Source organism: Baekduia sp., from assembly GCF_035685985.1.
Taxonomy (GTDB): Bacteria; Actinomycetota; Thermoleophilia; order Solirubrobacterales; family Solirubrobacteraceae; genus Baekduia.
In genome coordinates, this window is the sequence record NZ_DASRZV010000029.1 from 135550 (window position 1) to 160540 (window position 24991).

Consider the following 24991-nt stretch of genomic DNA (forward strand, 5'->3'; position numbering starts at 1 on the left):
GATGGCTGCCGAGCTGCAGGCGCGGATCTACGGCTGCCTCGAGCAGATCGTGGATCCGTGCAGCGCCGCGACCGTCTCGCCGATGAACCTCGTCGAGATGGGGCTGATCAAGGACGTGCGCATCTCCGAGGGCGCCGACCGCGTCGACGTCGACCTGCGGCTCAGCTCGCCGCAGTGCCTGATGGTGGCCTACATGACCAAGGAGGCGCGGCGGCTGATCCTCGAGCTCCCGGGCGTGGAGCAGGTCGAGGTGCACTCCGACGCCGGGCTGGACTGGTCGCCCGACGACATCCACCCGCGCGCGCGGGCGCGCCGACGCCGCCTGCTCGCGGCTCGCGCGGCCGAGGCGGGCGTCCGATGACCGCCGTCATCACGGTCGCGCCGACGGGGCCGATCGCCTCCCGGGCCGACAACCCCACGCTCCCGGTCACCCCGGAGGAGATCGCCGACGCGGTCGCCGAGGCGCATGACCTCGGCGCGGCCGTCGCGCACCTCCACCTGCGCGGGCCCGACGAGCGGCCCACGACCGACCCGGACATCATCCGGCGGGCGATGGACCTGATCGCCGAGCGCTGCGACATCCTGATCCAGCTCTCGACCGGCGTCGGCCTCGGCGTCCCGCTCAGCGAGCGCGCGCGGCTCGTCGAGCTGCGGCCCGAGATGGCCACGTTGAACGTGTGCTCGATGACGTTCGGCCGGGCTGAGTTCTCCAACCCGCTGCCCGACGTCGAGCGCCTCGCCGGCCGCATGCTCGAGCTGGGCGTCAAGCCGGAGCTCGAGATCTACGACACCGGCCACCTCGACGTCTGCCTCCGCCTGCGCGACGCCGGCCTGCTCGCCGATCCGCTGCAGTTCAGCGTCGTGCTCGGCGTCCCGGGCGGCATGGCCGCGACGCCGGAGAACCTCCTGCTCATGGCCTCACGCATCCCCAGCGACGCCAACTGGCAGGTGATCGCGATCGGCAAGGCAAACCTCCAGCTGACGGCGATGGGCCTCGCGCTGGGCGGCAACGCCCGCGCCGGCCTCGAGGACGCGCTGCACATCAGCAAGGGCGTGCTCGCCGACGGCAACGCGCCGCTCGTGCGCCGCGCGGTCCAGCTGGCCGAGGGCCTCGGCCGGCCGGCCGCCGGCCCGGCGCAGGCGCGCGAGATCCTGGCCCTGCCGGCGGTGGTCTGAGGCCATGTCCGACGGCATCGCGCCCGCCCCCGGGGTGCTTGCGTCGCGCGAGAGCCTCCACGAGTCGGTCGCGCACGACGCCCTCGTGCATCTCGGGCGCACCGACGCGGCGGTCACCGTGGCCTTCGGCGGCACCCTGATCGGGCGCCTCGCCCGCACGGTGTCGACGATCTCCCACGATCCGCCGCGGCTGCTCGTCGCGCTGGACGGCGAGGGCCGGACCGCCGAGGGCCTCGACGCCGTCGGCGCGTTCGCCGTCAACCTCCTCGACGGCCCCGCCGACGCCATGACCCGGCGCTTCGCCGGCAACGGCGACGTGGGCCTGGAGTGGTTCTCGGTCGCGCGCGGCTCGTCGAGCGGCACCCCGCTGCTGCGCGAGGCCGCGGCGCAGCTGGAGTGCGTCGTGCAGGACGCGTGCACGGTCGGCGACGTACGGGTCTACGTCGCCGGCGTCGTCGACGTGCGCGCTCGGACCGGCGCCTCGTTGCGCGCACTCGACGACGGCCTGCGCAGCCTCGTCGCCTCGCGCGACGACGAGACCTACCACGCGCTCCGCAAGCTCGTGCTCGCGCGCGAGATCCCGCTCGACAACGAGCTGCTGGTCGAGGACGTCGTCGAGCATCTGGGCGTCGAGCGCGCCAACGTCACCTATGCCTTGGCGCGGCTCACGCACGAGGGCCTCGTCACGCGTCAGTCGTCCGAGCGGTACCTGATCACCCCCGTCGACGAGCACCTCCTGGTCACGCTGCTGCACGCCCGCCGGACGCTGCTCATGGGCGTGACCGACGCGCTGATCGACGAGCTCACCGACGAGGAGATCGCGACGGTCGTCGAGGCGGCCGAGGCCACGCGGCGCCCGAAGGGGACGACCGACTTCGGCTTGGAGAACGACCGCTCCGCTCAGATCTTCCGCGCGTTCAACGAGGTCATCGTCGGCCTGTCGGGCAACTCGGTCCTCCTGGACGAGTACCGGCGCCTGAGCGTCCCGACGGTGATGGGCCGCATCCTGTGGCGCATGGACTGGTCGACGCTGCACGACCGGCTCAGCGAGCACGCGATCGAGTTCGCCACCGCGCTGGCCGCTCGGGACCGGGCCGACGCCATCCGCGCGATCCGCGCGTTCAACGACTCGGTGCACAAGTACGCGGTCGGCGTGCTGGAGGCGACCGGAGGGCGGCTCTGATGGCGCGGTCCTACGCGAGCGGGATCGTCGCCGCCCCGGTCGACGACGTCTGGCGCCTGGTGCGCCGCTTCGACGGCCTGCCCGAGTGGCATCCGTTCGTGGAGACGTGTGACATGGTCGACGGCGCCGACCCGGCGGCGGTGGGAGCCCATCGGCGGCAACGCCTGGCCAACGGCGGCGTGGCGCGAGCCCGCCTGGCCGGCCTCGACGACGAGCATCGCTCGCTCGTGTACGAGATGCTCGACGGACCGTGGCCCGTGCGGAACTACCTCGCCACGATCCGCGTCTTCCCGATCACCACGACGGGCGACACGTTCGTCGAGTGGAGCGGGCGCTACGACGCCGATGCCGCCGTCGAGCCGGAGCTTGCCCACGACTTCGGCGTGGCGACGTACGACGCCGGCGTGCGGGCGCTCCAGGAGTGGTTCGCCACCACGCGCCCGAAGGCGTAGCTCCGCTGCGTCCTCTGACGCGGAGCAACACGTCGTTTGACCGATGAACGCCGTCGCGTGGGCTGGTGAGCTTGCCATGGGTCGTCCGCCAGGGCGCGATCGCCAACGTGGAGGAAGAGATGGGACAGGAGAGCATGGACTCGGCACCGGACTTCGACGCGGTCATCATCGGAGCCGGCTACAGCGGCATGCGCATGCTCGTCGAGCTCAGACGGCTGGGCATGACGGCACGCATCTTCGAGACCGGTGCGGAGGTCGGCGGCACGTGGTACTGGAACCGGTACCCCGGCGCGCGCACCGACAGCGAGGCGTGGGTCTACTGCTATGACTTCGACGACGACCTGCTGGACGAGTGGGACTGGGCCGAGCGCTACCCCACGCAGGCGCAGTCGCTCGCCTACCTGACGCACGTCGCCGATCGCTTCGACCTGCGTCGCGACATCACGTTCAACACCACCGTGACCGGCGCGCGCTGGTCGGACGAGACGGCGGCCTGGGTCGTCGAGACGTCGGACGGCGCGAGCACGACCGCTCGCTTCCTGGTCAGCGCGATGGGGCAGCAGTGCGTCGTCGTCGACCCGCCGTTCCCGGGCGCCACGACCTTTCAGGGCGAGTCCTACAACAGCAACCGGTGGCCGGACCGGAACACCGACTTCGCGGGCAAGCGCGTGGCGATCGTCGGCGCCGGCGCCACGGCGATCCAGATGATCCCGATCGTCGCCGAGGAGGCGGCCGAGCTGGTCGTCTTCCAGCGCACGCCCAACTACGTCCTGCCGGCGCGCAACTACGTGACCACCGAGGAGCAGCGCAACTCGATCAAGCGCCAGTACCGCGCGGTGTGGGACCACGCGTACAACCATCCGTTCGGGCAGTACTTCCCGCCCGCCAACCGCGTCAGCGCGGACGTCCCGGACCCGGAGGAACGGCGCCGGATCTTCGAGTACGGGTGGGAGCGTGGTGGGTTCCGCTTCCTGTTCGAGACGTTCGACGACCTGACCACGAACCAGGCCTGCAACGACGAGGCCTCGGAGTTCGTCCGCGACCGGATCCGCGCCATCGTCCACGACCCGGAGACCGCGGAGCGGCTGTGCCCGAAGGACTACCCGTTGGGCGGCAAGCGTCCGCCCGCCGGGCACTTCTACTACGAGACGTTCAACCTCCCGCACGTCAAGTTGGTGTCGTTGCCCGAGACGCCGATCGCCGAGGTCACGCCGACCGGCATCCGGATGGAGGACGGGACGCTGCACGAGGTCGACGTGATCATCTGGGCGCTCGGCTTCGACGCCGTGACCGGAGCGCTGATCCGCCTCGGCGTGGAGGGGCGCGACGGCGTCACGATCGGCGAGGCGTGGGACTCGGACAAGCCGGCGCAGCACTTCGGGCTGACGACGCCGGGCTTCCCGAACATGTTCGCCCTCGCGGGACCGCAGGGCGCGTTCGGCAACTTCCAGTCGTTCATGACCAAGCAGGTCGAGTGGGTCGGCAGCGTCATGGCCCACATGGCCGACAGCGGCGACGCGGCGGTCGAGGTGACCAGGGAGTGCGCGTACGACTGGGCCGAGGCGTGCGAGGAGGCCATCGACGCGACCGTGCTGATGGGCGGCGTGGCCGGGCACTCGTGGTTCCTCGGCGCGAACGTCGAGGGGAAGAAGGCGCGGGTGATGTTCTACTTCGGCGGGGTCAACACCTACAACAAGATGTTGGCCGAGTCCACCGAGAACGGCTTTCCGGGCTACGAGTTCCGGGCCGCCCGCGCCACCGCGACCGTGGAGGCCTGAGCCATGTCCAGCGTGGAGAACGAGGGCGTCCACCGCCTGAACAACGAGCTCCGGGACGCCTGGCAGGCGCAGGCCGTGCCCGGCTACCCCGAGACCCGGCGGATCTTCGACGAGTGGCTGGCGCAGCTGGCCGTGCCCGAGACGGCGCGGTTCTCGCCCGGCTACGCCGGCCGCGTGCCGGTGCTCCACGTCGGCACCCCGGAGAGCGAGGGCTCGTCGCGGACGGTCCTGCACTTCCACTCGGGCGGCTACCTGATGGGATCGGCGCACGGCTACCGGTCGTTCGGCGGGTACCTCAGCGCGCACACGCGGTCGCGCGTCGTGCTCCCCGACTACCGGCTGGCGCCCGAGAACCCGTTCCCGGCGGCGATCGAGGACGGCCTCGAGGTCTACACGCGGCTGCTGGAGGAGGGGCGCGCGGCCGACTCGATCGTCCTGTCGGGCGACTCGGCCGGCGGTGGGCTGGTGTGCGTGCTCGTCCAGTGGATCCGCGACCACGGGCTGCCGCTGCCCGCCGGCGTCGTGAGCCTGTCGCCGGTCGCCGACTACACGCACTCGGGCGCCTCGCGGACCGAGAACGACGGGAAGGACCCGCTCGTGCTCCGCGACCTGCTGCTCGGGATGGGCGCCGACTACTTCGGGGACCGCGACCCGCGTGCGCCCGGCCTCTCACCGGTGTTCGGCAACTGGGCCGGCCTGCCGCCGATGCGTTTCTACGCCGGCTCGATCGAGGTGCTGCGCGACGACGCGAAGCTCTGCGCGGAGGCGGCGGCGGCCGCGGGCGTCGACGCCACCTACACCGAGGGCGAGGACATGGCGCACATCTGGACGCTGTTCGCCGACCGGCTGCCGGAGGCCCGCGCGACGCTCGACGAGATCGGCGACTTCGTCGAGCGCGTCTGCGCGTAGGAGCAGGCCCGTGACCAGCATCGCGGAGCTGCGCGCCGGTTGCGCGGTCGTGACCGGCGCCGGTTCCGGCATCGGCGCGGCCGCGGCGACCCACGCGGCCTCCGAGCTCGGCCTGCCCGTCGCCGTCCTGGACGTCGTGGGCGACCGCGCCGAGACGACCGCGGCGGAGATCACGGCCGCCGGTGGCACCGCGGTCGCGTGGACGGCCGACGTCGCCGACGCGGCGGCGGTCGACGCGGTCGCGGAGGCGGTCCGGGCGCGGCTGGGGCCGGTCACCTTGTTGATGGCCAACGCCGGCGTCGAGCACGCCGGCGCGGTCTGGACGATGCCCGCCGACCAGTGGCGGCGCGTCCAGGACGTCAACGTCAACGGGGTGTTCAACACGCTGCGCGCGTTCGTCGGGCCGATGGTCGAGGCCCGGCGAAGAGCCCACGTCGTGTGCGTCGCCTCGATCGGCGCGCTCGCGATCCGCCCGGAGATGAGCGCGTACATCGTGAGCAAGCACGCGACGCTGGCGCTGGCCGAGTCGCTGACCGTCGACCTCGCGGCGGCCGGGGCGGACATCGGCGTCTCGGTCCTCCTGCCGGGACCGGTGGCGACGCGCATCGCCGTCGACGCGCTGGTCGCCCCGACCGACGGGGCCGAGCCGGCCCGTCGCCGGTTGGCGACGCTGCTGGACGCCGAGGGGCTGGCCCCGAGCGAGATCGCCGCGACCGCGTTCGCCGGCGTCGCCGAGGACCGCGAGTGGATCTACACGCATCCGCGGCTGACCGGCGTGACGGTCGCGGAGCGCGTCGCCAAGCTCGAGGCGAGCGTCGCGCGTCCGATCTAGTGTCGCCTCCGTACGGGACGAATGACCCACTGCCCGGTGCGACTCGCGGCGCAGCCGGGGTCGGGTCAAACGCCCGATGGCAGGCCCTGGGCAAGCTGGTTGGCTGGCCCTGATGTCGTCGCACACACACCGTCGCCGTCGTACGGCGACCTCGCTCAAGGACGCAGCCTGATGCTCTGGCCGTTCATCATCACCGGTCTGGTCAGCGGCGCCGTGTACGGCCTCGCCGGGGTCGGCCTGGTGTTGACGTACAAGACCTCCGCCGTCTTCAACTTCGCCCACGGCGCGCTGGCCACCGTATCGGCCTTCCTGTTCTACGCGATGTCGGTCCAGCACGGCCTGGCCTGGCCCGTCGCCGCCGCGATCGCGATCCTCGTCGTCGGGCCGCTGCTGGCGCTGGGGCTCGAGTACCTGACGCGGTCGATCGTCGGCGAGAACCTCGCGGTGCAGGTGACGGCGACGGTCGGCGTCCTGCTGATCGTCCAGGCGATCTTCGTGCTGATCTACGGCGTCACCCAGACGCGTTCGGTGCCGGTGTTCCTCGCGTCGGGCCAGACGCGCATCGGCTCCACCTTCATCCAGCACTCGGACATCATCACGTTCGCGTTCTCGCTCGTGGCGACGGCGGGGCTCTACCTCTTCTTCCGGTTCGGGCGGATGGGCACCGCGATGCGCGCGGTCGTCGACGATCCGTCGCTCGTCGAGATCTCCGGCATGAGCACGACGCGGGTGCGGCGCGTCGCGTGGCTGATCGGCGTCGTCTTCGCCTCGGCGTGCGGCGTGCTGTTCGCGCCGTTGGTGCAGTTGGACTCGACGGTGATCACGCTGCTCGTCGTCCAGGCCTTCGGCGCCGCCGCGCTGGGGGCGTTCCGCAGCCTGCCGCTGACGTTCGCGGGCGGCCTGCTGATCGGCGTGCTCGCGTCCCTGTGCACGAAGTGGTTCACCAGCGGCGTCCTCGCCGGCCTGCCTCCGGCCGTGCCGTTCATCGTCCTGTTCGTCGCGCTGCTGGTCTTCCCGAAGCGCTACCTGGTCGAGCAGTCGCGGTCGATCCCGCTGCCGCGGCCGGCGTGGACGGCGCCGATGCCGATGCAGATCGGGCTCGGCGGCGCCGTCGTCGTCGTGCTCCTGCTGGTGCCGACGTTCGCCGGCGTCCATCTCGACGACTGGACGACGGCGCTGGGCACGATCATCCTCTTCCTGTCGCTGGGCCTGCTCGTCCGGACCTCGGGCCAGGTGTCGCTGTGCCACGTCGGCTTCGCCGCGATCGGCGTCGCCGCGTTCGCGCACTTCACGACCGACCTCTCGATCCCGTGGCTGCCCGCCCTGCTCCTCGCCGGGCTGGTCGCCGTGCCGATCGGCGCGCTGCTGGCCATCCCGGCGATGCGGCTCACCGGCCTCTACCTGGCGATCGCGACGTTCGGCTTCGGGATCGCGCTGTCGTACATGGCCTACACGCAGAGCTTCATGTTCGGCGACGTCGGCGGTGGGTTGACGCCGCCGCGGCCGCACCTGTCGTGGCTGCCGATCGACACCGACACGGGGTTCTACTACTTGTTGTTGTTCTTCGTGATCCTCAGCGCGCTGTTCGTCGTCGCGTTGACGCGCAGCCGCCTCGGCCGCCTGCTCCAGGGCCTCGCCGACTCGCCGCGCGCGCTCATGACCACGGGCGTCTCGATCAACGTCACGCGGTTGATGGTGTTCTGCATCTCGGCGTTCCTCGCCGCGATCGGCGGCGCGCTGATCGGGGTCGGGCAGGGCGCGGTCTCGGCCAACTCCTACCCGCCGCTGCTGTCGCTCACCTACCTGGTGCTGGTCGTCATCGTCGGCGGTCGCGCCCCGTGGTACGCCGTCGTCGCGGGCCTCGCGCTGGTGGTGGTCCCGTCCTACGTCTCCGGGTTCAACACCTCCTATTGGCTGCAGCTCGTCTTCGGGGCCTCCGCGGTGATCTACGCGCTCACGCCGCCGGAGGCCCGCGGGATGCCGATCCCGCTGCGGCGGCTGATCGACCGGCTCATGCGCCGCCACGACGTGCGGCAGCGGTCGGGGCGTCCCGCCGATCTCGGCCCCGCTCCGGCGGCGAGGGCGTCCGGCCAGCTGGAGGTCCGCGGCGTCACCGTCCGCTTCGGCGGCGTGGTGGCCGTCGACGACGTGTCGCTGACCGTGCCCCAGGGCCGCGTCACCGGGCTGATCGGTCCCAACGGCGCGGGCAAGACCACGCTGTTCAACGCGGCCTCGGGCCTGCGCCGGCCCGAGGAGGCGCAGATCGTCCTCAACGCCCACGACGTCACCCGGCGTGGTCCGGCGGCGCGGGCGCGGCTCGGGCTGGGACGGACGTTCCAGCACGCCGAGCTGTTCGACTCGCTGACCGTCTTCGAGAACGTGGCGCTCGGCTACGAGGGCTCGCGGGCGGGCGGCAACCCGCTCACGCAGCTGGTGACCCGCCGCGCCGAGCGGGCCGACACGGTCCGCGCCGCGTGGAGCGCGCTCGAGCTGTGCGGGATCGCCGAGCTGGCCGACCTGCGGGCGGGGGACCTGTCGACCGGTCGTCGCCGGCTCGTCGACCTGGCCCGTTGCCTGGCCGGCCCCTACAACATCCTGCTGCTCGACGAGCCATCGTCGGGCCTGGACGTCGCCGAGAGCCGGGCGTTCGGCGACGTGCTCGAACGGGTCGTCGCGGAGCGCGGCGTCGGGATCCTGCTGGTCGAGCACGACATGTCGCTCGTCATGCGGCTGTGCGAGCACATCCACGTCGTGGACTTCGGCAAGGAGATCTTCACCGGCTCGCCCGGCGAGGTCCGCGCCGCACCGGTCGTCCGCGACGCCTACCTGGGCGACGCCGGCGTCGAAGAACACCTGCCGGCCGCCCACGGCGTGGGCGCGGGGGAGGCGTCATGAGCGTGCTCGAAGTGCAGGGCCTGGCCGCCGGCTACGGCGACACGGACGTGGTCTCGGGCCTCGACCTCGTCGTCGACCCGGGATCGGTCACCGCGCTCCTCGGCGCCAACGGCGCCGGGAAGACGACGCTGCTGCGCGCGATCTCCGGCCTGCTGCCGGCACGCGCCGGCCGGGTCGCCGTCGGCGGGCACGACGTCACGACCGCCAAGCCGCACGCCCGGGCGCGGCGCGGTCTGTGCCTGATCCCCGAGGGGCGCAGCGTCTACCCGACGCTGACCGTGGCCGAGAACCTGCTGATGGCCAAGCCGGCGTGGCTGAGCGAGGACCGTCGCGATCTCGCGCTCGACGCGTTCCCGATCCTGAAGGAGCGGCTCAAGCAGCGGGCCGGAACCATGTCGGGCGGCCAGCAGCAGATGCTCGCGCTCGCGCGCTGCTTCATCGCGAACCCCACGATCGTGCTCCTCGACGAGGTGTCGATGGGGCTCGCGCCCCGGATCGTGGACGAGATCTTCGTGGCGCTCGAACGACTGGCCGCCACCGGAACCGCACTGCTCCTGGTCGAGCAGTACGTCCACCGCGCGCTGACGATGGCCGACGCCGTCCATCTGATGTCGCGCGGCTCGATCACCTACTCAGGACCGCCGAGCGGCGTCGACGAGGAGTCGTTGACGCGGGGCTACCTGGGTGCGGAGCTCGAGACCGAGTAGGAACACCAACGGAGGAGACACCATGCGCAGTTCGTCGTTGAGAAGGACGGGCGGCTTCGCGCTGCTCGCGCTGCTGCTCGTCGCGGCGTTGTTCGCCGCCGGATGCGGGTCGTCGGACGACGACGGCGGCGGAGGCTCGAGCGCCGCCGCGGCCGACGCGCCGGCCCCGGCCGACACCACGAGCGCCGGCGGCGCCGCCACCACGTCGGAGCCGCCCGCCAAGGCCGCGACCGGCGACCCGATCGTGATCGGCACCATCTGCAGCTGCACCGGCGCGGTGTCGTCGACGACCGCGACCGACCCCGACACGATCCAGGCGTGGGCGAAGTGGACCAACGCCCACGGCGGCATCAACGGCCACCCGGTCAAGGTCATCGTCAAGGACGACGCGCTCAACGCGGGCACGACCGTCAAGGCCGCGCACGAGCTGGTCGAGAAGGACAAGGTCCAGGCCATCGTCGGAGAGACGAGCAACCTCGACTTCCTGTGGGCCAAGTACGTCCAGTCCAAGGGCGTGCCGGTGATCGGCGCGGCGACGTTCGAGTCGGTCTATGAGTTCAACCCCATGTTCTTCGCGACCGGGGCGCAGAACCCGACGATGGTCTACGGGACGCTGGCCCAGATCAAGAACGCGGGCAAGGCGAAGGTCGGGCTCATGTACTGCGCCGAGTCGCCGTCCTGCGCCCAGTACGCGGCGCTCATGACGAAGGTCGGCAAGGTGCTCGGCGGGCTCGACGTGGTGACCAACCAGAAGATCACGGCGACGCAGCCGAACTACACCGCCGCGTGCCTGTCGGCCAAGAGCAAGGGCGCCGACGCGTTGATCATCCTGCACGCCTCGGCGATCGTCACCCGCGTGACGCAGTCGTGCGCGCAGCAGGGCTTCACGCCGCCGCAGTTCAACTTCAGCTTCACGCCCGGCGTGGACTGGCAGAAGGACCCGAACATGCAGGGGCTGCTGGCGATCTCGCCCAACCAGTCGCTGTGGGACGACTCGGTCCCGGCGACGCAGACCTACAACAAGGCGATGGACCAGTACGCGCCCGGCATCAAGGACCGCCCCGAGTACAACCCGTCCAACGCGTCGGTGTGGGGTGCGGCCGAGGTGTTCCGGGTCGCGGCGGAACGGGGCAAGGTGACGCCGACCTCGACGCCCGCCGCCGTCCTGAACGGCCTGTACACGTTCAAGGACGAGACCGTGGACGGCCTGGTCCCGCCGCTCACCTACACCAAGGGCAAGAACAACCTTGTCGGCTGCTACTTCCTGTCGGCCATCAAGGACCAGAAGTGGACGGCACCCAACGGCGGCAAGCCCGTCTGCGTGCCCGACGACGTCCTGCCGCAGCTCGAAGCCCTCATGGCCAGGTCCTAGGCCATGACGTCGGTGGTCGCCCAGAACGCCGGCCCCGTCGGCGTGTGGACGTGGACCTTGGATCCGCGTCCGCACGCCGAGACGGTCGAGCTCGCGCGGCTCGTCGAGTCGCTCGGCTACGGAGCCCTCTGGTTCAAGGAGGACTTCGGGCGGGACGGGCTGGCCGCCGCCTCGGTGCTGCTGGCCGCCACGGAGCGGTTGGTCATCGCCAACGGCGTCGCGAGCATGTACGCGCGCGACGCCGTGGCGATGCGCAGCGCGCAGCGCGTGCTCGGCGAGGCGCACCCCGGCCGGCACCTGCTCGGCGTCGGGGTCAGCCACGCCGCGCACGTCGAGGCGCGCGGGCAGCGCTACGGCTCGCCGGTCGACACCGCGACGCGCTACCTGCAGACGATGCGGGAGGCGGCGTTCATCTCGCCCGAGCCCGCCGTGCCGACGCTCACGCTGCTGGCGGCGCTCGGCCCGCGGATGCTCGACGTCGCGGCGCGACACGCCGATGGCGTGCACGCGTTCGGGATCACGCCCGGGCACACCCGCGCCGTCCGGGCCGCCCTCGGCCCCGACGCGTTCCTCGCGCCGGTCGCGCCGGTGGTCCTGGACGACGACGTCGAGCGCGGCCGCGTCACCGCGCGCGCGTACGTCGGGCTGCTCGCCGGCCTCGAGAACTACCGCCGGGCGTGGCGTCGGCTGGGCTTCGGCGACGAGGACCTCGCCGGCGGCGGCAGCGACCGGCTCGTCGACGCGCTCGTCGCGGTCGGCGACGAGGACGTCGTGAGCGCGCGCGTCGCCGCCCACCAGGACGCCGGCGCCGACCACGTCGCGATCCAGTTCCTCAGCGCCGACCTGCAGACGCCGCCCGCGGCGGCGTGGACGCGGTACGCGGCGCGGCTCAGCGCTCGCGGCTGAGCATCCAGGCGGCGATCTGGCCGCGCGAGTTCATCCCGAGCTTGCCGCGGATGTGCTCGGCGTGGCTCTCGGCGGTGCGCTCGGAGATCACGAGCTCGGCCGCGACCTGGCGGTTGGTCATGCCGCGGGCGATCAGCGTCGCGACCTCGAACTCGCGCGCGGTCAGCGGGCCGGCCTCGGCCGCGTCCGGTGCCGGCGGGCGCGCGTCGTCGTCGCCTCCGAGCGCCAGCTCGACGGCCTCGACCGTGCTCAACCGGGCACCGCGGTCGGCCGCGGCCTCATAGCGGCGATGGCCGACCTCCGCGCGGGCGGTGCGCTCGCACGCCTCGGAGTCCCGCAGGACCGCCGTCCAGCCGAAGAGGCGGTTGCCGCCGGTCGAGCGCCACAGCCGGCGTGCGGCGCCGCCCAGCCGCGCCGACAGGTCCGGATCGCCCTCGGTCTGCGCGATGCAGGCCGCCAGCTCGAGGCAGGCCGCGATCCCGACGTCGTCGTCGAGGTCGGCCTTGGCGCGCAGCGCGCGCTCGGTCGCGGCCTTGGCCGCTGGGAGGTCCTGGCCGAACCACGACGAGCACGCCAGCAGCCACAAGGCCCAGGACCGGCACCAGAGGTCGCCGGAGGCGGTGGCGGCCTCCACGCCGGTGGTCGCCAGCGCGAGGCCCTCGTCAGCAGGCCCGGCGAGCACGAGGGCGACGCCCAGCTGCCCGATCGCGATGATCGTCGCCGGGTGCCGTTCGGCCGTCCGCTCGAAGTAGCCCACCGACGTCTCGAGCAGCGCGATGGCCGACGGCAGGTCGTCGGCGAACATGTGGGTGACGCCCAGCAGCTGCGCGGCCTGCGCCGCGAGCGCCTCGTCGGCGAGGTCGCGGGCCAGCTCCTGGCACTGCGCGAACAGGGACGCGGCCTCCTGCAGGTCGCCGGCGGTGAGCGCCACGTAGCCCGCCGTCCACAGCGCGCGGGCGCGGTCGACCGACGGCGCGACGTTGGCGCGCAGCGCGCGGTCGAGCCAGTGGCGTCCCTCACCGGTCGCGCCGCTGACCCACAGGAACCACAGCGCACCGCACATCCGCAGCGCGTCGGTGGAGCTGTCGGGCTGGTTCAGCGCGACGTCCAGCGCGAGCCAGAGGTTGGGGCGCTCGTCGCGCATGCGCAGCAGCCACGCCGCCTGCCCGGACCCGTGGTTCTGCTCGGCCGCGCGCTCGGCGAGCGCGAGGTAGTGCGCGCACACGCGCCGCATGAGCGCGTCGCGCTCGCCGCTCTCGGCGAGTCGCTCGCGGCCGAACTCGCGCAGGGTCTCCAGCATCCGGAAGCGCACCGTGCCGCGGGCGTGCTCGCTGGTGAGGACGGACATCGCGGTCAGCGCCTCGAGCGCGGACAGGACCTCGATCGGCGAGCGGCCATCGGCGAGGCTGGCCGCCGCGTCGAGGTCGAAGCTCCCCGGCAGGACCGACAGCTGCATCCAGAGCTCCTGCTCGCGCGGCGAGCACAGCTCGTAGCTCCACTCGACGGCGGCGCGCAGGCTGCGATGACGCCGCGGCGCGTCCGCCGGCCCGTTGCGGAGCACGTCGTAGCGGTGGTCCAGCGCGTGCAGCAGTTGCTCGACCGACATCACCCGCAGCCGCGTCGCGGCGAGCTCGATGGCCAGCGGCAGGCCTTCGAGCTTGCGGCAGAGGTCCTCGGCCGCGGCGCGATTGCTGTCGTCGAGCACGAGCCCGGGGCTGCTGGCGGCGGCGCGGTCGAGGAGGAGCGCCAGCGCCTCGGTCGGCTCGCCCGTGGCGTCGTCGCCGGCCACCCCCAGCGGCGGCACGGGCCAAGAGTGCTCGCCGGCGAGGCCGAGCGGGATGCGGCTGGTGGCCAGGACACGGAGCTCGGGCGCGACGCGCAGCAGCGACGCGATCAGCCGGCCGGCGGCCTCGACGAGGTGCTCGCAGTTGTCGAGCACCAGCAGCGCGCGACGATGGCGGAGGTGCTCGCGCAGCACCTCCTCGGGATCGTGGGTCGAGGGGACCGGCAGGTGGAGCGCCGCGGAGACCGCGTGGCCGGCGAGCTCCGGGTCGGTGACCGTGTCGAGCGCGACGAACCACACGCCGTCGCGGAAGGCGCGGCTGTGCCGGCGGGCGAGCGCGAGGGCGAGTCGCGATTTGCCGACGCCGCCCGGCCCGGTCAGCGTGACCAGGCGCGAGCTGCCCAGGACCTGCTGCAGCGCACGGAGCTCATCGGCGCGGCCGACGAAGGTCGTGACGTCGCACGGAAGACCGGACCCAGGGTCGCTCGGCTGCTTCGTCAAGGGGTTCAAGGGACAGGGGGCTCGCGTCCATCATGCCAGCCGGACGTGCGTCACGCCGCAATCGACGTGGAGCTCGGTGCCGGTCGTCGACCGCGCCTGGGGGCCGGCCAGGAACAGGATCGCCGCCGCGACCTCGGCGGTGCTGACCAGCGTCCGCGTCGGCTGCCGCGCCTCGAGCCGCGCGCGGACCTGCGCTCCGTCGGCGCCTTCCAGCCGCGAGGCCAACCACGGGCTGTCGACGGTGGCTGGGCTGACGCAGTTGACGCGGATGCCGTGCCGGACGCCGTCGGCGGCCATGGCGAACGTCAGCGCGCGCACGGCGCCCTTGGTCGCCGAGTAGAGCGCGAGGCCCGGCATCCCGGTCGTCGCGGCGATCGAGCAGGTGTTGACGATCGCCGCCGAGTCCGAGCGCAGGAGGTGGGGCATGGCGGCGCGGGTGGCGCGGACCATGCCGAGCACGTTGACGTCGAGGACGCGGCGCCACTCGTCGTCGTCGTTGTCGGTGATCGTCCCGTGCGCGGGAACGCCCGCGTTGTTGACGAGGACGTCGATGCCGCCCAGCGCGTGGGCCGCGCCGGCGACGGCCGCGTCGACCGAGCCGGCGTCGGCGACGTCGCAGGGCCAGGACGCGATGCCGTCGGGGACCTGGCCGGCGTCGAGGTCGAGGACCGCGACCCGCGCGCCGGCGGCGGCCAGCGCCGTGGCGGTGGCCAGCCCGATGCCGGAGCCGCCGCCGGTGACGATCGCCGCGAGACCATCGAACGATTGAGGAACTTGAGCGATCATCAGCTCACTCCGACCAGCCGGCGCGTCGCGGCGGCGGTCTCGTCGAGCGCGACGCGGGCGACGTCGAGCCGATCGCCGAAGGCCAAAAAGCCGTGGAACATGCCCTCGTAGCAGCGCGCGTGGACCGGGACGCCCGCCCGCTCGAGCCGGGCGGCGTAGGCGTTGCCCTCGTCGCGCAAGGGGTCAAGCGCGGCGGTGACGACGATCGCCGGCGGGAGCCCCGCGAGATCGACGGCGGCCGCGGGCGCGGCCAGCGCGTCGTCGGCGGCGTCCGGGTCGGCGAGGTACTGCGACCAGAACCAGCGCAGGTGCGCGGCGGTGATGTAGAAGCCTTCGGCGTTTTCCGTGAACGAGCCGGTGGCGCACCCGGCGTCGAGGACGGGGTAGAGCAGGATCTGCGCCGCGATCCGCGGACGGTTGTCCCTCGCGCGCGCGTAGAGACAGGCCGCGGCCGCGAGGTTGGCGCCGGCGCTGTCGCCCGCGACGACGAGCCGCGAGCCCGGCGCCAAGGACCTCGCGGCGTGGTCCAGCGAGGCCAGCGCGTCGCGCAGCGGCGCGGGGTAGGGGTGCTCGGGCGCGCGGCGGTAGTCGACGGCGACGACGGTCGCGTCCAGCGCGACGGCGAGCCGCCGGACGAGCTCGTCGTGGCTGTCGAGGCCGCCGAGGACCCAGCCGCCGCCGTGAAGGTAGACGACGGTCAGCTCCGTGGTGCCGCCGGAGCCGCGAGGGGCGTAGCGGCGCACCGCCAACGTGCCGCCGGCGCCGTCGGGCCAGCGCTCGTCGGTGACATGGGCGACCGGCGTCGGCGTCTCCGGCGGGCGGCGCAGGCCGTCGAAGATCCGGCGCGCCTCGACGGCGTCCACCACGTCGGTGCCCAGCGCCGGGAACGCGGCGTTCAGGCGGTCCAGCAGCGCCGCGACGTCGGGGTCCATCACGTCTCGACCGTCGCGGCCACGTCCGCGGCGAAGCGGAAGCCCTCGAAGTCGCGTCCGAGGATCTCGGCGCACTCGGCCTCGAACTCGACCATGCCGGCGGCGTACGGCACGAACCGGCTGGGCTTCCCCGGGATGTTCGATCCCGAATACCACGAACGCGACTGCCCGACGAGCGTGCCGGCGGCGATCGTCGTGACGTGCTCGGCCCAGCGCTCCTCGGCGGCGGCGTCGACCTCGACCGCGAGGGGGGCCCGTCGCAGCGCCTCGTCGAGGACGGCGAGCATCAGCTCGACGTGCTGCTCGATCGAGACGGCGACGTTGCACAGGATCGACGGGCTCCCGGGTCCGGTGAGGACGAAGAGGTTCGGGAAGCCGGCGCAGCACAGGCCGAGGTAGGCGGTCGCGCCGTCGGCCCAGTGGTCCTTGAGCGTGGCGCCGTCGCGGCCGCGGACGTCGATGGCGTTGAGCGTGCCGGTGATCGCGTCGTAGCCGGTGGCGACGATCACCAGGTCCAGGTCGTGCTCGCCGGCGGTCGTCCGGACGCCGTGGGGGAGGAACTCGACGATCGGTGTCTCCTTGAGGTCGACGAGCTCGACGTTGTCGCGGTTGAACGTCTCGAAGTAGCCGGAGTCCACGCACGGGCGCTTGCCGCCGAGCGGGTGGTCGTGCGGCGCGAGCCGCTCGGCCACCGCGGGGTCGTCGACGATCGCGCGGATCTTGTCGCGGACGAACTCGCTGGCGATCGCGTTGGCCTCCGCGTCGGTGGCGAGATCGCCGAAGGTCGCCGTGAAGATCGCGCCGCCGTTGTCCCACCCGCGCTCCAGGCGCTCCTGCTGCTCGGCGGGCTCGAACGCGAAGATCGACTCCGTCGTCACCGTGGCCGGCAGCGGGAACCCGCGACGGGTGCGCCGCGCCTCGGCACGCCGCTCCGGGTAGGTGGCCTTGATGGCGTCCATCGTCGGGGCGTCGAGCGGGTGGTTGTGGGCGGGCATGCTGTAGTTCGCCGTGCGCTGGAAGACGACGAGCCGCTCGACGTCGGCCGCCAGCGCGGTGACGAGCTGGATGCCGGTCGAGCCCGTGCCGAGGACCCCGACCCGCTTGCCGTGCCAGTCGACCTCGCGATCGCGCGGCCAACGACCCGGATGGATCAGCTCGCCGGCGAAGCCGTCGATGCCGGGGTAGTCGGGGACGTTGGTCGTCGACAGGTTGCCGGTGGCCATCACGCAGATCCGCGCGCGCACGGCCTCGCCACCGTCGGTGGTCACCAGCCACGTGAGCGAGGCCTCGTCGAAGACGGCGCTGACGACGCGGGTGTCGAAGGTGATCGCCTCGCGCAGGGCCAGACGGTCGGCGACGTGCTCGACGTAGCGCAGGATCTCGGGTTGGGCGGCGTACCGCTCCGTCCAGGTCCACTCCTGCTGGAGCTGCTCGTCGAAGCCGAACGAGTAGTCGATGCTCTCGACGTCGCAGCGCGCGCCGGGGTAGCAGTTCCAGAACCACGTGCCGCCGACGTTGCCGCCGACCTCGAAGGCCCGCACGCTCAACCCGCGCGAGCGGAGCTGGTGGATGGCGCAGAGCCCGCCGAGTCCCGCGCCGACGACGATGGCGTCGACATCCGGCGTGGGGTCCGACGGGGTGGGGAGCGGATCGGTCATGGACTTCGCATCGTGTCGGCCGGTGGTGCTCCTGACATCGGAGCATCGACCCGATCGGCGCTCGGCGGTGGCGGCAGGTGGGCTCGCGACAAACGACGTACCGCCTCGGCTCAGACGGACAGCCCAGCGACGCCGTTCTTGATCGCCCACAGCGCGGCCTGGGTGCGCGACTGGAGCCGCAGCTTGAGCAGCACGGCGCTGACGTGGGAGCGTGCGGTGCGCTCGCTGATCACCAGCTTGTCGGCGATCTCGCGGTTGGAGTAGCCCATGCCGACGAGCGCGAGGACCTCGCGCTCGCGCGGGGACAGGGGCTCGGCGAGCGACTGCTCGTTGAGCATGGACGCCGTCAGGCGGCGCGCGACCGCCGCGTCGAGGTAGAGCTCGCCGGCCAGCGCCGCGGAGATCGCCTTGGCGACCTCGTCGGCGTCGGCGTCCTTCAGCAGGTAGCCGGTCGCCCCGGCCGCGAGCGCCGCCCGGACGCGCTCGGGCTCGCCGAAGCTGGTCATGATGATCACCTGCAGGTCGGGCAGGTGCTCCTTGAGCTTCCGCGTCGTGGCGACGCCGTCCAGGCCGGGCATCATGAGGTCCATCAGGACGACGTCGGGGGTACGGCCCTCGGCGGCGAGCAGGCGGATCAGCCGGACGGCGTCCTCGCCGTGCGGCGCCGAGCCGACGACCTCCATCGCCGGCAGCTCGGACACGTAGGCCTGGATGCCCTGCCGGACGACGGCGTGGTCGTCCACGATGAAGATCTGCACGGGGTCGCTCACGGGGTCTCCCTTGTGGTGATGACCGCGCGCACCGAGGTGCCGGTCGCGGTGCTGTCGATGGTCAGGTGGCCGCCGAGGTGCTCGCAGCGCTCGCGCATCGTCGCCAGCCCGAAGTGCCCGGGGCGGAGCTGTGCCGGGTCGAAGCCCTTGCCGTCGTCCTCGATGGAGATCTCGACGGCGTCGGCGTCGGCGTCGTGGCGGCGCAGCACGACGTGGACGTGGCGGGCCTCGGCGTGGTGGATCGCGTTGCTCAGCGCCTCCTGCAGGATGCGGAACGCCTCGACCTCGGACCGCCCCGCCAGCGGCGGCAGGTCGGGGCCGTCGTCGACGGAGATCGCCACGTCGCAGCGCGCGGCGAGCGTGTCGGCCAGCCGGCGCGCGGCGCCGGCCAGACCGTCGTCCTGGAGCTGCTCCGGCCGCAGCTCGGCGATCAGCACCCGCATCTCGGCGAGCACGGAGGACGTGAGCTCGCGCACCTCGGCCAGGCCGGCGCCGACGCGGTCGTGACGCTCGGGATCGTCGCTCTGATGAGCAAGGCTCAGCGCCTTCGTGCGGAGGCTGAGCGAGAAGAGCGACTGGGTCACCGAGTCGTGGAGGTCCCGGGCGATGCGGTGCCGTTCCACGAGCGTCGCCTTCTGCTCGAGCGCGGCGAGCAGGCGGTGGTTGCGCACGGCCACGGCGACGAGCGCGCCGATCGACAGCAGGAACGACACCTCCTCGGCGTTCGGCGCCTGCCCGCCGCGGTAGAACGCGGTCAGCGCGCCGATCGGCCGCTCGGCGGTCATGACCGGCACCGCGCACAGCGCGTTCCAGTCCTGCCCGCGGATCACGGGGTGCATCGGAGCCCAGCGTGGGTCCGCGAGGACGCGCCGGCCCCAGTTGGTGGACACGAACGGCTCCCGCTGGGTGTAGGCCAGCCACGACGCCAACGGCGCGCCGCGGCGCCGGCAGCCCTCGAGGCGCCGGCCGTAGTCCTCGGGGTAGCCGCCCGCCGTGCCGATCTGCTCGAAGCCCCGAGTGGTCGCGTCGTAGAGGACGACCGTGCAGGCCGCCGTCCCGGTGGCCTCCAGGAGCGCCGCGGCGACCGTGTCGAGGACGCCCTGGAGCGTCGCGTCGCCGACCATCGAGCCGGCGGTGCGGGCGAACGCCGCCAGGCGCAGCGCGTCGCGATCGCGGTCGGTCGCGTCGCTGAACACGACGATCGTGTGGTCGCCGTGAGCGTGCTCGCGTCGCTGGAGCGTGCGCGCGCCGTCGACTCCCGGGACGCTGACGGTGGTCGTGGGGCCGGGAGCGTCGAAGACGAGCGCCGGCTGGCCGAGCACCCGCTCGGGATCGACGCCCAGGACGATCGCGCCGGCGGGGTTGAGGTAGACGAAGCGTCGTTCGTGGTCGACGATCGCCAGCCCGTCGCCGGAGACGGCGGCGAGCTGCGCCATGAGCTCGATCGGCGCGTCGGTGTGCACGGCCGGCATCGCGGTCACGTGTCCAGGACCAGCCGCGAGGACTTCGCCCGCGACACGCAGACCATCATCGACCGGCTCGCGGCCCGCTCGGCACGTGTCAGCACGTGGTCGCGGTGGTCGACCTCGCCTTCGAGGACCTGGCACTCGCAGCTGCCGCAGAGGCCCTCTTCGCAGTCGGTGAACACGTCAACGCCGGCGGCCCGCAGGCACTCGAGCACGGTCTGATCGGCGCCGACGGTGAGCGTCGTGCCGGTCTGTGCGAGCACGACCTCGAACGCGCCGTCCGCTCCCTCGGCGGTCTCGCCGTCGCCGAGCGGCGCGACGCCGTCAGCGGCGAACCGCTCGTAGCGGACGGCGTCCGCGCGGCCGCGTCGAGCGGCCTCGTCGGTGACGGCGGAGATCAGGCCCGTCGGCCCGCAGACGTAGACCAGCTCGTCGTCGGCGAGCCCGTCGAGCGCGCGGGCCACGTCGATCGGCCCGTCGGTGTCCTCGGGGTGGATGCGCGCGTGCGCGGACTCCGGCAGCGCGTCGAGGAAGGCCATCGACGACCGCGCGCGCCCGCCGTAGTCCAGCGACCACGGCGTGCCGGCGCGCCGGCACGCGCCGATCATCGCGATGATCGGGGTGATCCCGATCCCGCCGGCGACGAACCGGTGCCGGGCGGCCGGCTCGAGCCGGAAGTGGTTGCGCGGTCCGCCGATCTCGACCCTGGCGTCCTCGTGCAGCCGGTCGTGGACGTACGCCGACCCGCCGCGGCCACGACCCTCGGCCTCGCGCAGCACGGCGATCCTGTAGACCGAGCGCTGCGCGGGATCGCCGCACAGCGAGTACTGCCGCGTCAGGCCGTTGCCCAGCCGGACGTCGATGTGGGCGCCGGGCTCCCAGGCGGGCAGCGCGGCGTCGTCGTCGGCGCCGAGGTCGAGGACGAGGACGTCGTCAGCGACGCGGAGCCGGCGCAGGACCCGAAGCGTCATCGTCGCTCTCCTCGACGACCAGGGCGCGCAGGGGACAGGCCTCCGCGCCCTCCCGCGCCTCTCCCTCGAGCCCGGCCGGCACGCGCGCCGGGGGCTGCCCGACGAGCGCGTTGTAGCCGGACCCGTCCAACTCATAGGCGTTGGGCGCGAGATCGGCGCAGAAGCCGTAGCCCTTGCACTTGCCCTCGCGGACGGCGACCTTCACGACGACGCTCCGGCACGCTTGGTGAACGACAACCGCACGGCGCGAGGGCTGCGGATCTGCGTCGCGGTGAACTCGACGGGCGCGGTCAGCGCGAGGTCGTCGAGGCGCTCGATCAGCCGGCCGAACGCCGTGCGCAGGGTCATGCGGGCGAGGTTGGAGCCCAGGCACCGGTGCATCCCCGCGCCGAAGCTCACGGCCTCCTTGGCGTTGGGTCGATCGAGCGAGAAGCGGTTCGGCTCCGGGAACGCGTCGGGGTCCCGGTTGGCCGCGGGGAAGACGATCAGCACGCGGTCGCCCGCGCGGAGATCCTGATCGCTCAGCCTGGCGTCGCGGGTCACCGTGCGCATGAGCGCCGTCGGCGAGGCCAGGCGGATGATCTCCTCGACCGCGGTCGGCAGGAGGCTCGGGTCGGCGCGCACCCGCGCCTGGATCTCCGGGTTCTCCACCAGCAGCACCGTGCCGTAGCCGATCACGCTCGACGCGGTCTCCAGCCCGCCGATCGTCACCGACATCAGCGCGGAGACCTGCTCGTCGTGCGTCATCGCGCGATCGAAGACGCGGCCGCGGATGAGCCCGTCGATGAGGTCGTCGCGGCGCTCGGCCGCCTCGCGGCGCCGGATCAGGTCCGAGCACCACTGCTTGAGCGCGTCGAAGCCGGCCTCGACCTCCTCCAGGGTCTCGGAGCTCATCGCCGCCTCGACGTGATGGTTGGCCTCGACCTCGTCGTCGCCGCGGACGTCGAGGATCAGGCGCAGGAACACCTGGTTGGGGAGCGGCTGGGCGAACTCGCCGTAGAGCTCGCAGGTGCCGCGGTCGATGAAGGCGTCGATCAGCTCGTCGGCGGTGCGGCGGATCTCCGGCTCCAGCGGAGCGACACGGGCCGCCGACAGGTAGCCGTCGATCAGCCGCCGGAACTCGCGCTGCAGCGGCGGGTCGACGTCGGTCGGGATGAGGCGCTGGTTCCCGGGCAGCGGCGTCAGGAAGACACCGCCCTCGCTCGAGTAGGTCTCGTGGTCGCGCAGCACCGACATGATGTCGTCGTGCTTGGTGAGCACGTAGTAGCCGCTCTGATGCCGGCTGTGCAGCACCGGGCAGCGCGAGCGGATGTGGTCCTGCAGGCCGTGGAAGTCCTCGCTCCACAGCGGGTGCGTGATGTCGAAGTCCTCGAGGGCACGGTCGTACGCCTCGACGTGATCGGTGGCGGCCATCTCTCCTCCTGCGAACGCCTGGGGCTGGTCGGGACAGGACGACCGACCTTGAAGCGACGACCGAGCCGCGACAACGGCAGAACTACCTAGGTAGTACCGAACCTCGGTATCGGTAGTGCGGTTCACCTATAGGTTGGCCGCATGATCAAGCTGGTGGTCGGCTATCACGCGCCCGACGACGCGGTGGCGTTCGAGGCGCACTACGCCGGCACGCACGTCGGCCTGGCCGAGGCGATCCCCGGCCTGCGCCGGTTCGAGTGGGGGCGGGTCCTCGGGACTCCGGACGGGAGCGTGCCGCCGTACGCGTACCTCGCCGAGCTCTGCTTCGACGACGAGACCGCGATGAACGCCGCGCTCACGAGTCCCGAGGGATCGGCGGCAGGGGCGGACGTCGCGAACTTCGCGTCGGGCGGCGCGACGTTGATGGTCGCCGAGGTACGGGAATGACCACGACGTCACGCCACGAGCTGTCCCGGATCGACCGGGCGTTTGGGACTGGGGCGTCGGGCGCGGCGGTCGGTCAGTCGGTCACCCACGGTCGAACCGCGGGAGCGGAGCGGCGGCGGGGACGCGGTGAGGCCGCACGGGCATCGACATCAACTTGATCGCGTCTGTCTCGCGCGGTCATCCCTGTGCTCCGAACGAGAGCGAGAACGACCCGGCGGTCAGCCCGCCGTCCGCCACGTAGACGTGGCCGTTGGTGAACGACGCCTCGTCGCCGACGAGATGCGCGACGGCGGCCGCCATCTCGTCGGCGGTGGCGAAGCGGCCGAGGGGATGGGCGGCCAGGAGCGCGCGGCGCTGGTCCTCGGTCATCTGCCCGAGCGATCGGTCGTGTGCCGGCGTGATCGTCTCGCCCGGGCAGAGGGCGTTGCTGCGCACGCCGGCGGGGCCGTGATCGAGCGCCATCGAGCGCACGAGCGCCACGACCCCGGCCTTGGCGGCGTTGTAGACCGCCAGGTCGCGGGCGGGCCGGATGCCGGCGACCGAGGAGACCGCGACGAACGCTCCGCGCGTCGCGATCAGGTGGGGGAGCACGGCTCTTGCGAGCATGTAGGTGCCGTTCAACGTGATGTCGACCGCGCGCCGCCACGCGTCCTCGTCGGTCTCCAACACGGTGCCCACGGTGTCCTGGTCGGCGGCGCAGGCGACGGCCGCGTTCACGGTGCCGAACCGGTGCTCGGTCTCGGCCACCGCGTGCCGCATCGCGTCCTTGGAGGTCACGTCGCAGCCGAACGCCAGGGCCGGCAAGCCGGCCTGCGTCAGCTCGGTGGCCAGCCGCCCGGCCGCCTCGGCGTTGATGTCCAAGATCGAGACCGCCCATCCGGCGTTGGCCAGGCGGATCGCGCTCGCACGACCGATGCCCGACGCTGCCCCGGTGATGACGACGGCGTTCCGCGCGCCGTCTGCTCCTGCTCCGTTGGTCATGCGGCGACGCTAGACGCGCGCCGGGAGCCGTTTCCCTCATACGTCCGCACCAAAGGGGACCGGCGATTCGGAAGGCGGCACGACGGCCCTGAGGTGCGGATCCGGCCTCATACGATCCGTCAGTCGACCGGTCTCGAACGCTTGCCCTTCGATCGATTGTCCGGGCTGGAGGGCGGACCTAGCGTTCTCTCAGCGTCGAGCAGCCGATTCGAGCGCTGCTCGGGAAGAGAGAAAGGGAGTCCGACATGGCCTACGTCAAGACCGCGGAAGAGCTGGCCCGGTACCGGCAGTACCACAGCTCCTACGAGGAGCACTTCCAGCGCCTCACCGTCCAGTTCAGCACGACCGAGGCGTTCGCGCGCGAGGTGCTGCCCCCGTGCTTCGAGGTGCCCGCCGAGCCGACCGGCAGCGTCTCGATCGGTGCCGCGCGCGTGTCCTACGACGGCAGCATGATCACCGACGAGTCCGAGTACGCGACGTTGAAGCTGCGGGCCGGCCATCGCGGCGTGGAGGGCAACTTCGTCCTGTCGGCGATCGTCAACGGCGACATGATGATCTCGCTTGGTCGCGAGGCCTGGGGCATGCCCAAGAAGCGTGGCGAGACCCGGCTGTACGACGACGGCAAGGTCATGTACGGGTTCAGCGAGCGCCGGGGGACGCGGCTGATCGAGCTGGAGGCGGCGGTCGGCCCGGACGCCGGGCCGCAGCCCGAGGCGTCCTATCGCTTCTTCGAGCTCAAGGCGTGGATGGCGCCCGGCGGCGCCGGGCTGCACCACCCGCCGGAGGTCGTGGCCTTCGACGGCGTCGCGCGGCAGCACGTCCTGCGCGAGGGCGACCCGGAGTCCGTCCGCCTGCGGCTGACCGGAACGGCGGCCGACCCGGTGGACACCGTGCCGGTCCTCGGGATCAACCGCGTGTTCGCGGAGTACGGCGTGAGCGTCACGACGCTCGCCTACGCGGAGACGCTGACCGACGCCGACTACGAGCCGTGGGTGTACGGGCGCAGCTGGGACGACCTCGGCGACCCGGCGCTGCGTCCCTTCGCGCCCGCCGCGGCGCTGGCCTGACGACCG

At 72.6% G+C, this 24991-nt stretch carries 23 protein-coding genes; 13 read left to right on the forward strand and 10 right to left on the reverse strand.

Annotated features, from left to right (window positions below; genetic code table 11):
• The first annotated feature begins 1 nt into the window (after position 1).
• The 11 genes from VFG42_RS19890 (at position 2) to VFG42_RS19940 (ending at position 12210) form a co-directional block, all read left to right on the forward strand.
• Positions 2-361, forward strand: a complete 360-nt coding sequence (locus tag VFG42_RS19890) for a metal-sulfur cluster assembly factor (RefSeq protein ID WP_324910535.1) — start codon at positions 2-4, stop codon at positions 359-361.
• Positions 358-1176, forward strand: coding sequence for a 3-keto-5-aminohexanoate cleavage protein (locus VFG42_RS19895; RefSeq protein ID WP_324910536.1), 819 nt, complete (start codon positions 358-360; stop codon positions 1174-1176). The genes VFG42_RS19890 and VFG42_RS19895 overlap by 4 nt, the downstream gene beginning before the upstream one ends.
• Positions 1177-1180: 4 nt before the next feature.
• Positions 1181-2359, forward strand: a complete 1179-nt coding sequence (locus VFG42_RS19900) for a flavin reductase (protein ID WP_324910537.1) — start codon at positions 1181-1183, stop codon at positions 2357-2359.
• Positions 2359-2811, forward strand: coding sequence for an SRPBCC family protein (locus VFG42_RS19905; RefSeq protein WP_324910538.1), 453 nt, complete (start codon positions 2359-2361; stop codon positions 2809-2811). The genes VFG42_RS19900 and VFG42_RS19905 overlap by 1 nt, the downstream gene beginning before the upstream one ends.
• A 65-nt stretch (positions 2812-2876) precedes the next feature.
• Positions 2877-4589, forward strand: a complete 1713-nt coding sequence (locus tag VFG42_RS19910) for an NAD(P)/FAD-dependent oxidoreductase (RefSeq protein WP_324910539.1) — start codon at positions 2877-2879, stop codon at positions 4587-4589.
• 3 nt (positions 4590-4592) lie between these two features.
• Complete coding sequence (locus tag VFG42_RS19915; protein ID WP_324910540.1) at positions 4593-5498, forward strand: alpha/beta hydrolase; 906 nt, start codon at positions 4593-4595, stop codon at positions 5496-5498.
• 10 nt (positions 5499-5508) lie between these two features.
• On the forward strand, positions 5509-6330 hold the full coding sequence (locus tag VFG42_RS19920) for an SDR family NAD(P)-dependent oxidoreductase (protein ID WP_324910541.1): 822 nt from the start codon (positions 5509-5511) through the stop codon (positions 6328-6330).
• A 171-nt stretch (positions 6331-6501) separates the two neighbouring features.
• Positions 6502-9225, forward strand: coding sequence for a branched-chain amino acid ABC transporter permease/ATP-binding protein (locus tag VFG42_RS19925; RefSeq protein ID WP_324910542.1), 2724 nt, complete (start codon positions 6502-6504; stop codon positions 9223-9225).
• On the forward strand, positions 9222-9932 hold the full coding sequence (locus tag VFG42_RS19930; RefSeq protein WP_324910543.1) for an ABC transporter ATP-binding protein: 711 nt from the start codon (positions 9222-9224) through the stop codon (positions 9930-9932). Before VFG42_RS19925 ends, VFG42_RS19930 begins: the two co-directional genes overlap by 4 nt.
• A gap of 22 nt (positions 9933-9954) precedes the next feature.
• On the forward strand, positions 9955-11304 hold the full coding sequence (locus tag VFG42_RS19935) for an ABC transporter substrate-binding protein (protein WP_324910544.1): 1350 nt from the start codon (positions 9955-9957) through the stop codon (positions 11302-11304).
• A gap of 3 nt (positions 11305-11307) precedes the next feature.
• A complete protein-coding gene (locus tag VFG42_RS19940; RefSeq protein ID WP_324910545.1) occupies positions 11308-12210 on the forward strand; it encodes a TIGR03620 family F420-dependent LLM class oxidoreductase in 903 nt (300 codons plus the stop codon).
• On the opposite strand, the gene VFG42_RS19945 is transcribed toward VFG42_RS19940, so the two are convergent.
• From VFG42_RS19945 to VFG42_RS19985, 9 genes are all read right to left on the reverse strand, one after another.
• Complete coding sequence (locus tag VFG42_RS19945; protein WP_324910546.1) at positions 12194-14503, reverse strand: ATP-binding protein; 2310 nt, start codon at positions 14501-14503, stop codon at positions 12194-12196. The genes VFG42_RS19940 and VFG42_RS19945 overlap by 17 nt on opposite strands.
• 21 nt (positions 14504-14524) lie before the next feature.
• Positions 14525-15280, reverse strand: a complete 756-nt coding sequence (locus tag VFG42_RS19950) for an SDR family oxidoreductase (protein WP_324910547.1) — start codon at positions 15278-15280, stop codon at positions 14525-14527.
• The gene (locus VFG42_RS19955; protein WP_324910548.1) at positions 15280-16212 is read right to left on the reverse strand and encodes an alpha/beta hydrolase; all 933 of its coding nucleotides are present in this window, start codon (positions 16210-16212) and stop codon (positions 15280-15282) included. The genes VFG42_RS19950 and VFG42_RS19955 overlap by 1 nt, the downstream gene beginning before the upstream one ends.
• Positions 16212-17870 carry an NAD(P)/FAD-dependent oxidoreductase gene (locus VFG42_RS19960; RefSeq protein ID WP_324910549.1) on the reverse strand — a complete coding sequence of 553 codons (1659 nt, stop codon included), beginning with the start codon at positions 17868-17870 and terminating at the stop codon, positions 16212-16214. Before VFG42_RS19960 ends, VFG42_RS19955 begins: the two co-directional genes overlap by 1 nt.
• A 110-nt stretch (positions 17871-17980) precedes the next feature.
• Complete coding sequence (locus tag VFG42_RS19965) at positions 17981-18640, reverse strand: response regulator transcription factor (RefSeq protein WP_324910550.1); 660 nt, start codon at positions 18638-18640, stop codon at positions 17981-17983.
• Entirely contained in the window at positions 18637-20112 is a 1476-nt protein-coding gene (locus VFG42_RS19970) for a histidine kinase (protein WP_324910551.1), read from the reverse strand. Before VFG42_RS19970 ends, VFG42_RS19965 begins: the two co-directional genes overlap by 4 nt.
• 5 nt (positions 20113-20117) lie before the next feature.
• On the reverse strand, positions 20118-21077 hold the full coding sequence (locus VFG42_RS19975) for a PDR/VanB family oxidoreductase (protein WP_324910552.1): 960 nt from the start codon (positions 21075-21077) through the stop codon (positions 20118-20120).
• Entirely contained in the window at positions 21040-21282 is a 243-nt protein-coding gene (locus tag VFG42_RS19980) for a ferredoxin (protein WP_324910553.1), read from the reverse strand. The genes VFG42_RS19975 and VFG42_RS19980 overlap by 38 nt, the downstream gene beginning before the upstream one ends.
• Positions 21279-22490, reverse strand: coding sequence for a cytochrome P450 (locus tag VFG42_RS19985; RefSeq protein WP_324910554.1), 1212 nt, complete (start codon positions 22488-22490; stop codon positions 21279-21281). Before VFG42_RS19985 ends, VFG42_RS19980 begins: the two co-directional genes overlap by 4 nt.
• A gap of 141 nt (positions 22491-22631) precedes the next feature.
• On the opposite strand from VFG42_RS19985, the gene VFG42_RS19990 reads away from it, so the two are divergent.
• Positions 22632-22937: an EthD family reductase gene (locus tag VFG42_RS19990; RefSeq protein ID WP_324910555.1), complete on the forward strand. Its 306-nt coding sequence runs from the start codon at positions 22632-22634 to the stop codon at positions 22935-22937.
• Positions 22938-23114: 177 nt separating this feature from the next.
• On the opposite strand, the gene VFG42_RS19995 is transcribed toward VFG42_RS19990, so the two are convergent.
• On the reverse strand, positions 23115-23918 hold the full coding sequence (locus tag VFG42_RS19995) for an SDR family oxidoreductase (RefSeq protein WP_324910556.1): 804 nt from the start codon (positions 23916-23918) through the stop codon (positions 23115-23117).
• A gap of 245 nt (positions 23919-24163) precedes the next feature.
• On the opposite strand from VFG42_RS19995, the gene VFG42_RS20000 reads away from it, so the two are divergent.
• Positions 24164-24985 (forward strand): acetoacetate decarboxylase family protein, encoded by an 822-nt coding sequence (locus tag VFG42_RS20000; RefSeq protein WP_324910557.1) that lies wholly within the window; start codon positions 24164-24166, stop codon positions 24983-24985.
• The last annotated feature ends 6 nt before the right edge of the window (positions 24986-24991 follow it).

Bases quoted from the DNA above. Each gene is read 5' to 3' on its own strand.
- VFG42_RS19890 (WP_324910535.1), top strand. From the start codon at position 2: ATGGCTGCCGAGCTGCAGGCGCGGATCTACGGCTGCCTCGAGCAGATC.
- VFG42_RS19895 (WP_324910536.1), top strand. From the start codon at position 358: ATGACCGCCGTCATCACGGTCGCGCCGACGGGGCCGATCGCCTCCCGG.
- VFG42_RS19900 (WP_324910537.1), top strand. From the start codon at position 1,181: ATGTCCGACGGCATCGCGCCCGCCCCCGGGGTGCTTGCGTCGCGCGAG.
- VFG42_RS19905 (WP_324910538.1), top strand. From the start codon at position 2,359: ATGGCGCGGTCCTACGCGAGCGGGATCGTCGCCGCCCCGGTCGACGAC.
- VFG42_RS19915 (WP_324910540.1), top strand. From the start codon at position 4,593: ATGTCCAGCGTGGAGAACGAGGGCGTCCACCGCCTGAACAACGAGCTC.
- VFG42_RS19925 (WP_324910542.1), top strand. From the start codon at position 6,502: ATGCTCTGGCCGTTCATCATCACCGGTCTGGTCAGCGGCGCCGTGTAC.
- VFG42_RS19930 (WP_324910543.1), top strand. From the start codon at position 9,222: ATGAGCGTGCTCGAAGTGCAGGGCCTGGCCGCCGGCTACGGCGACACG.
- VFG42_RS19935 (WP_324910544.1), top strand. From the start codon at position 9,955: ATGCGCAGTTCGTCGTTGAGAAGGACGGGCGGCTTCGCGCTGCTCGCG.
- VFG42_RS19940 (WP_324910545.1), top strand. From the start codon at position 11,308: ATGACGTCGGTGGTCGCCCAGAACGCCGGCCCCGTCGGCGTGTGGACG.
- VFG42_RS19950 (WP_324910547.1), bottom strand. From the start codon at position 15,280: ATGATCGCTCAAGTTCCTCAATCGTTCGATGGTCTCGCGGCGATCGTC.
- VFG42_RS19955 (WP_324910548.1), bottom strand. From the start codon at position 16,212: ATGGACCCCGACGTCGCGGCGCTGCTGGACCGCCTGAACGCCGCGTTC.
- VFG42_RS19960 (WP_324910549.1), bottom strand. From the start codon at position 17,870: ATGACCGATCCGCTCCCCACCCCGTCGGACCCCACGCCGGATGTCGAC.
- VFG42_RS19970 (WP_324910551.1), bottom strand. From the start codon at position 20,112: ATGCCGGCCGTGCACACCGACGCGCCGATCGAGCTCATGGCGCAGCTC.
- VFG42_RS19975 (WP_324910552.1), bottom strand. From the start codon at position 21,077: ATGACGCTTCGGGTCCTGCGCCGGCTCCGCGTCGCTGACGACGTCCTC.
- VFG42_RS19985 (WP_324910554.1), bottom strand. From the start codon at position 22,490: ATGGCCGCCACCGATCACGTCGAGGCGTACGACCGTGCCCTCGAGGAC.
- VFG42_RS19990 (WP_324910555.1), top strand. From the start codon at position 22,632: ATGATCAAGCTGGTGGTCGGCTATCACGCGCCCGACGACGCGGTGGCG.
- VFG42_RS19995 (WP_324910556.1), bottom strand. From the start codon at position 23,918: ATGACCAACGGAGCAGGAGCAGACGGCGCGCGGAACGCCGTCGTCATC.
- VFG42_RS20000 (WP_324910557.1), top strand. From the start codon at position 24,164: ATGGCCTACGTCAAGACCGCGGAAGAGCTGGCCCGGTACCGGCAGTAC.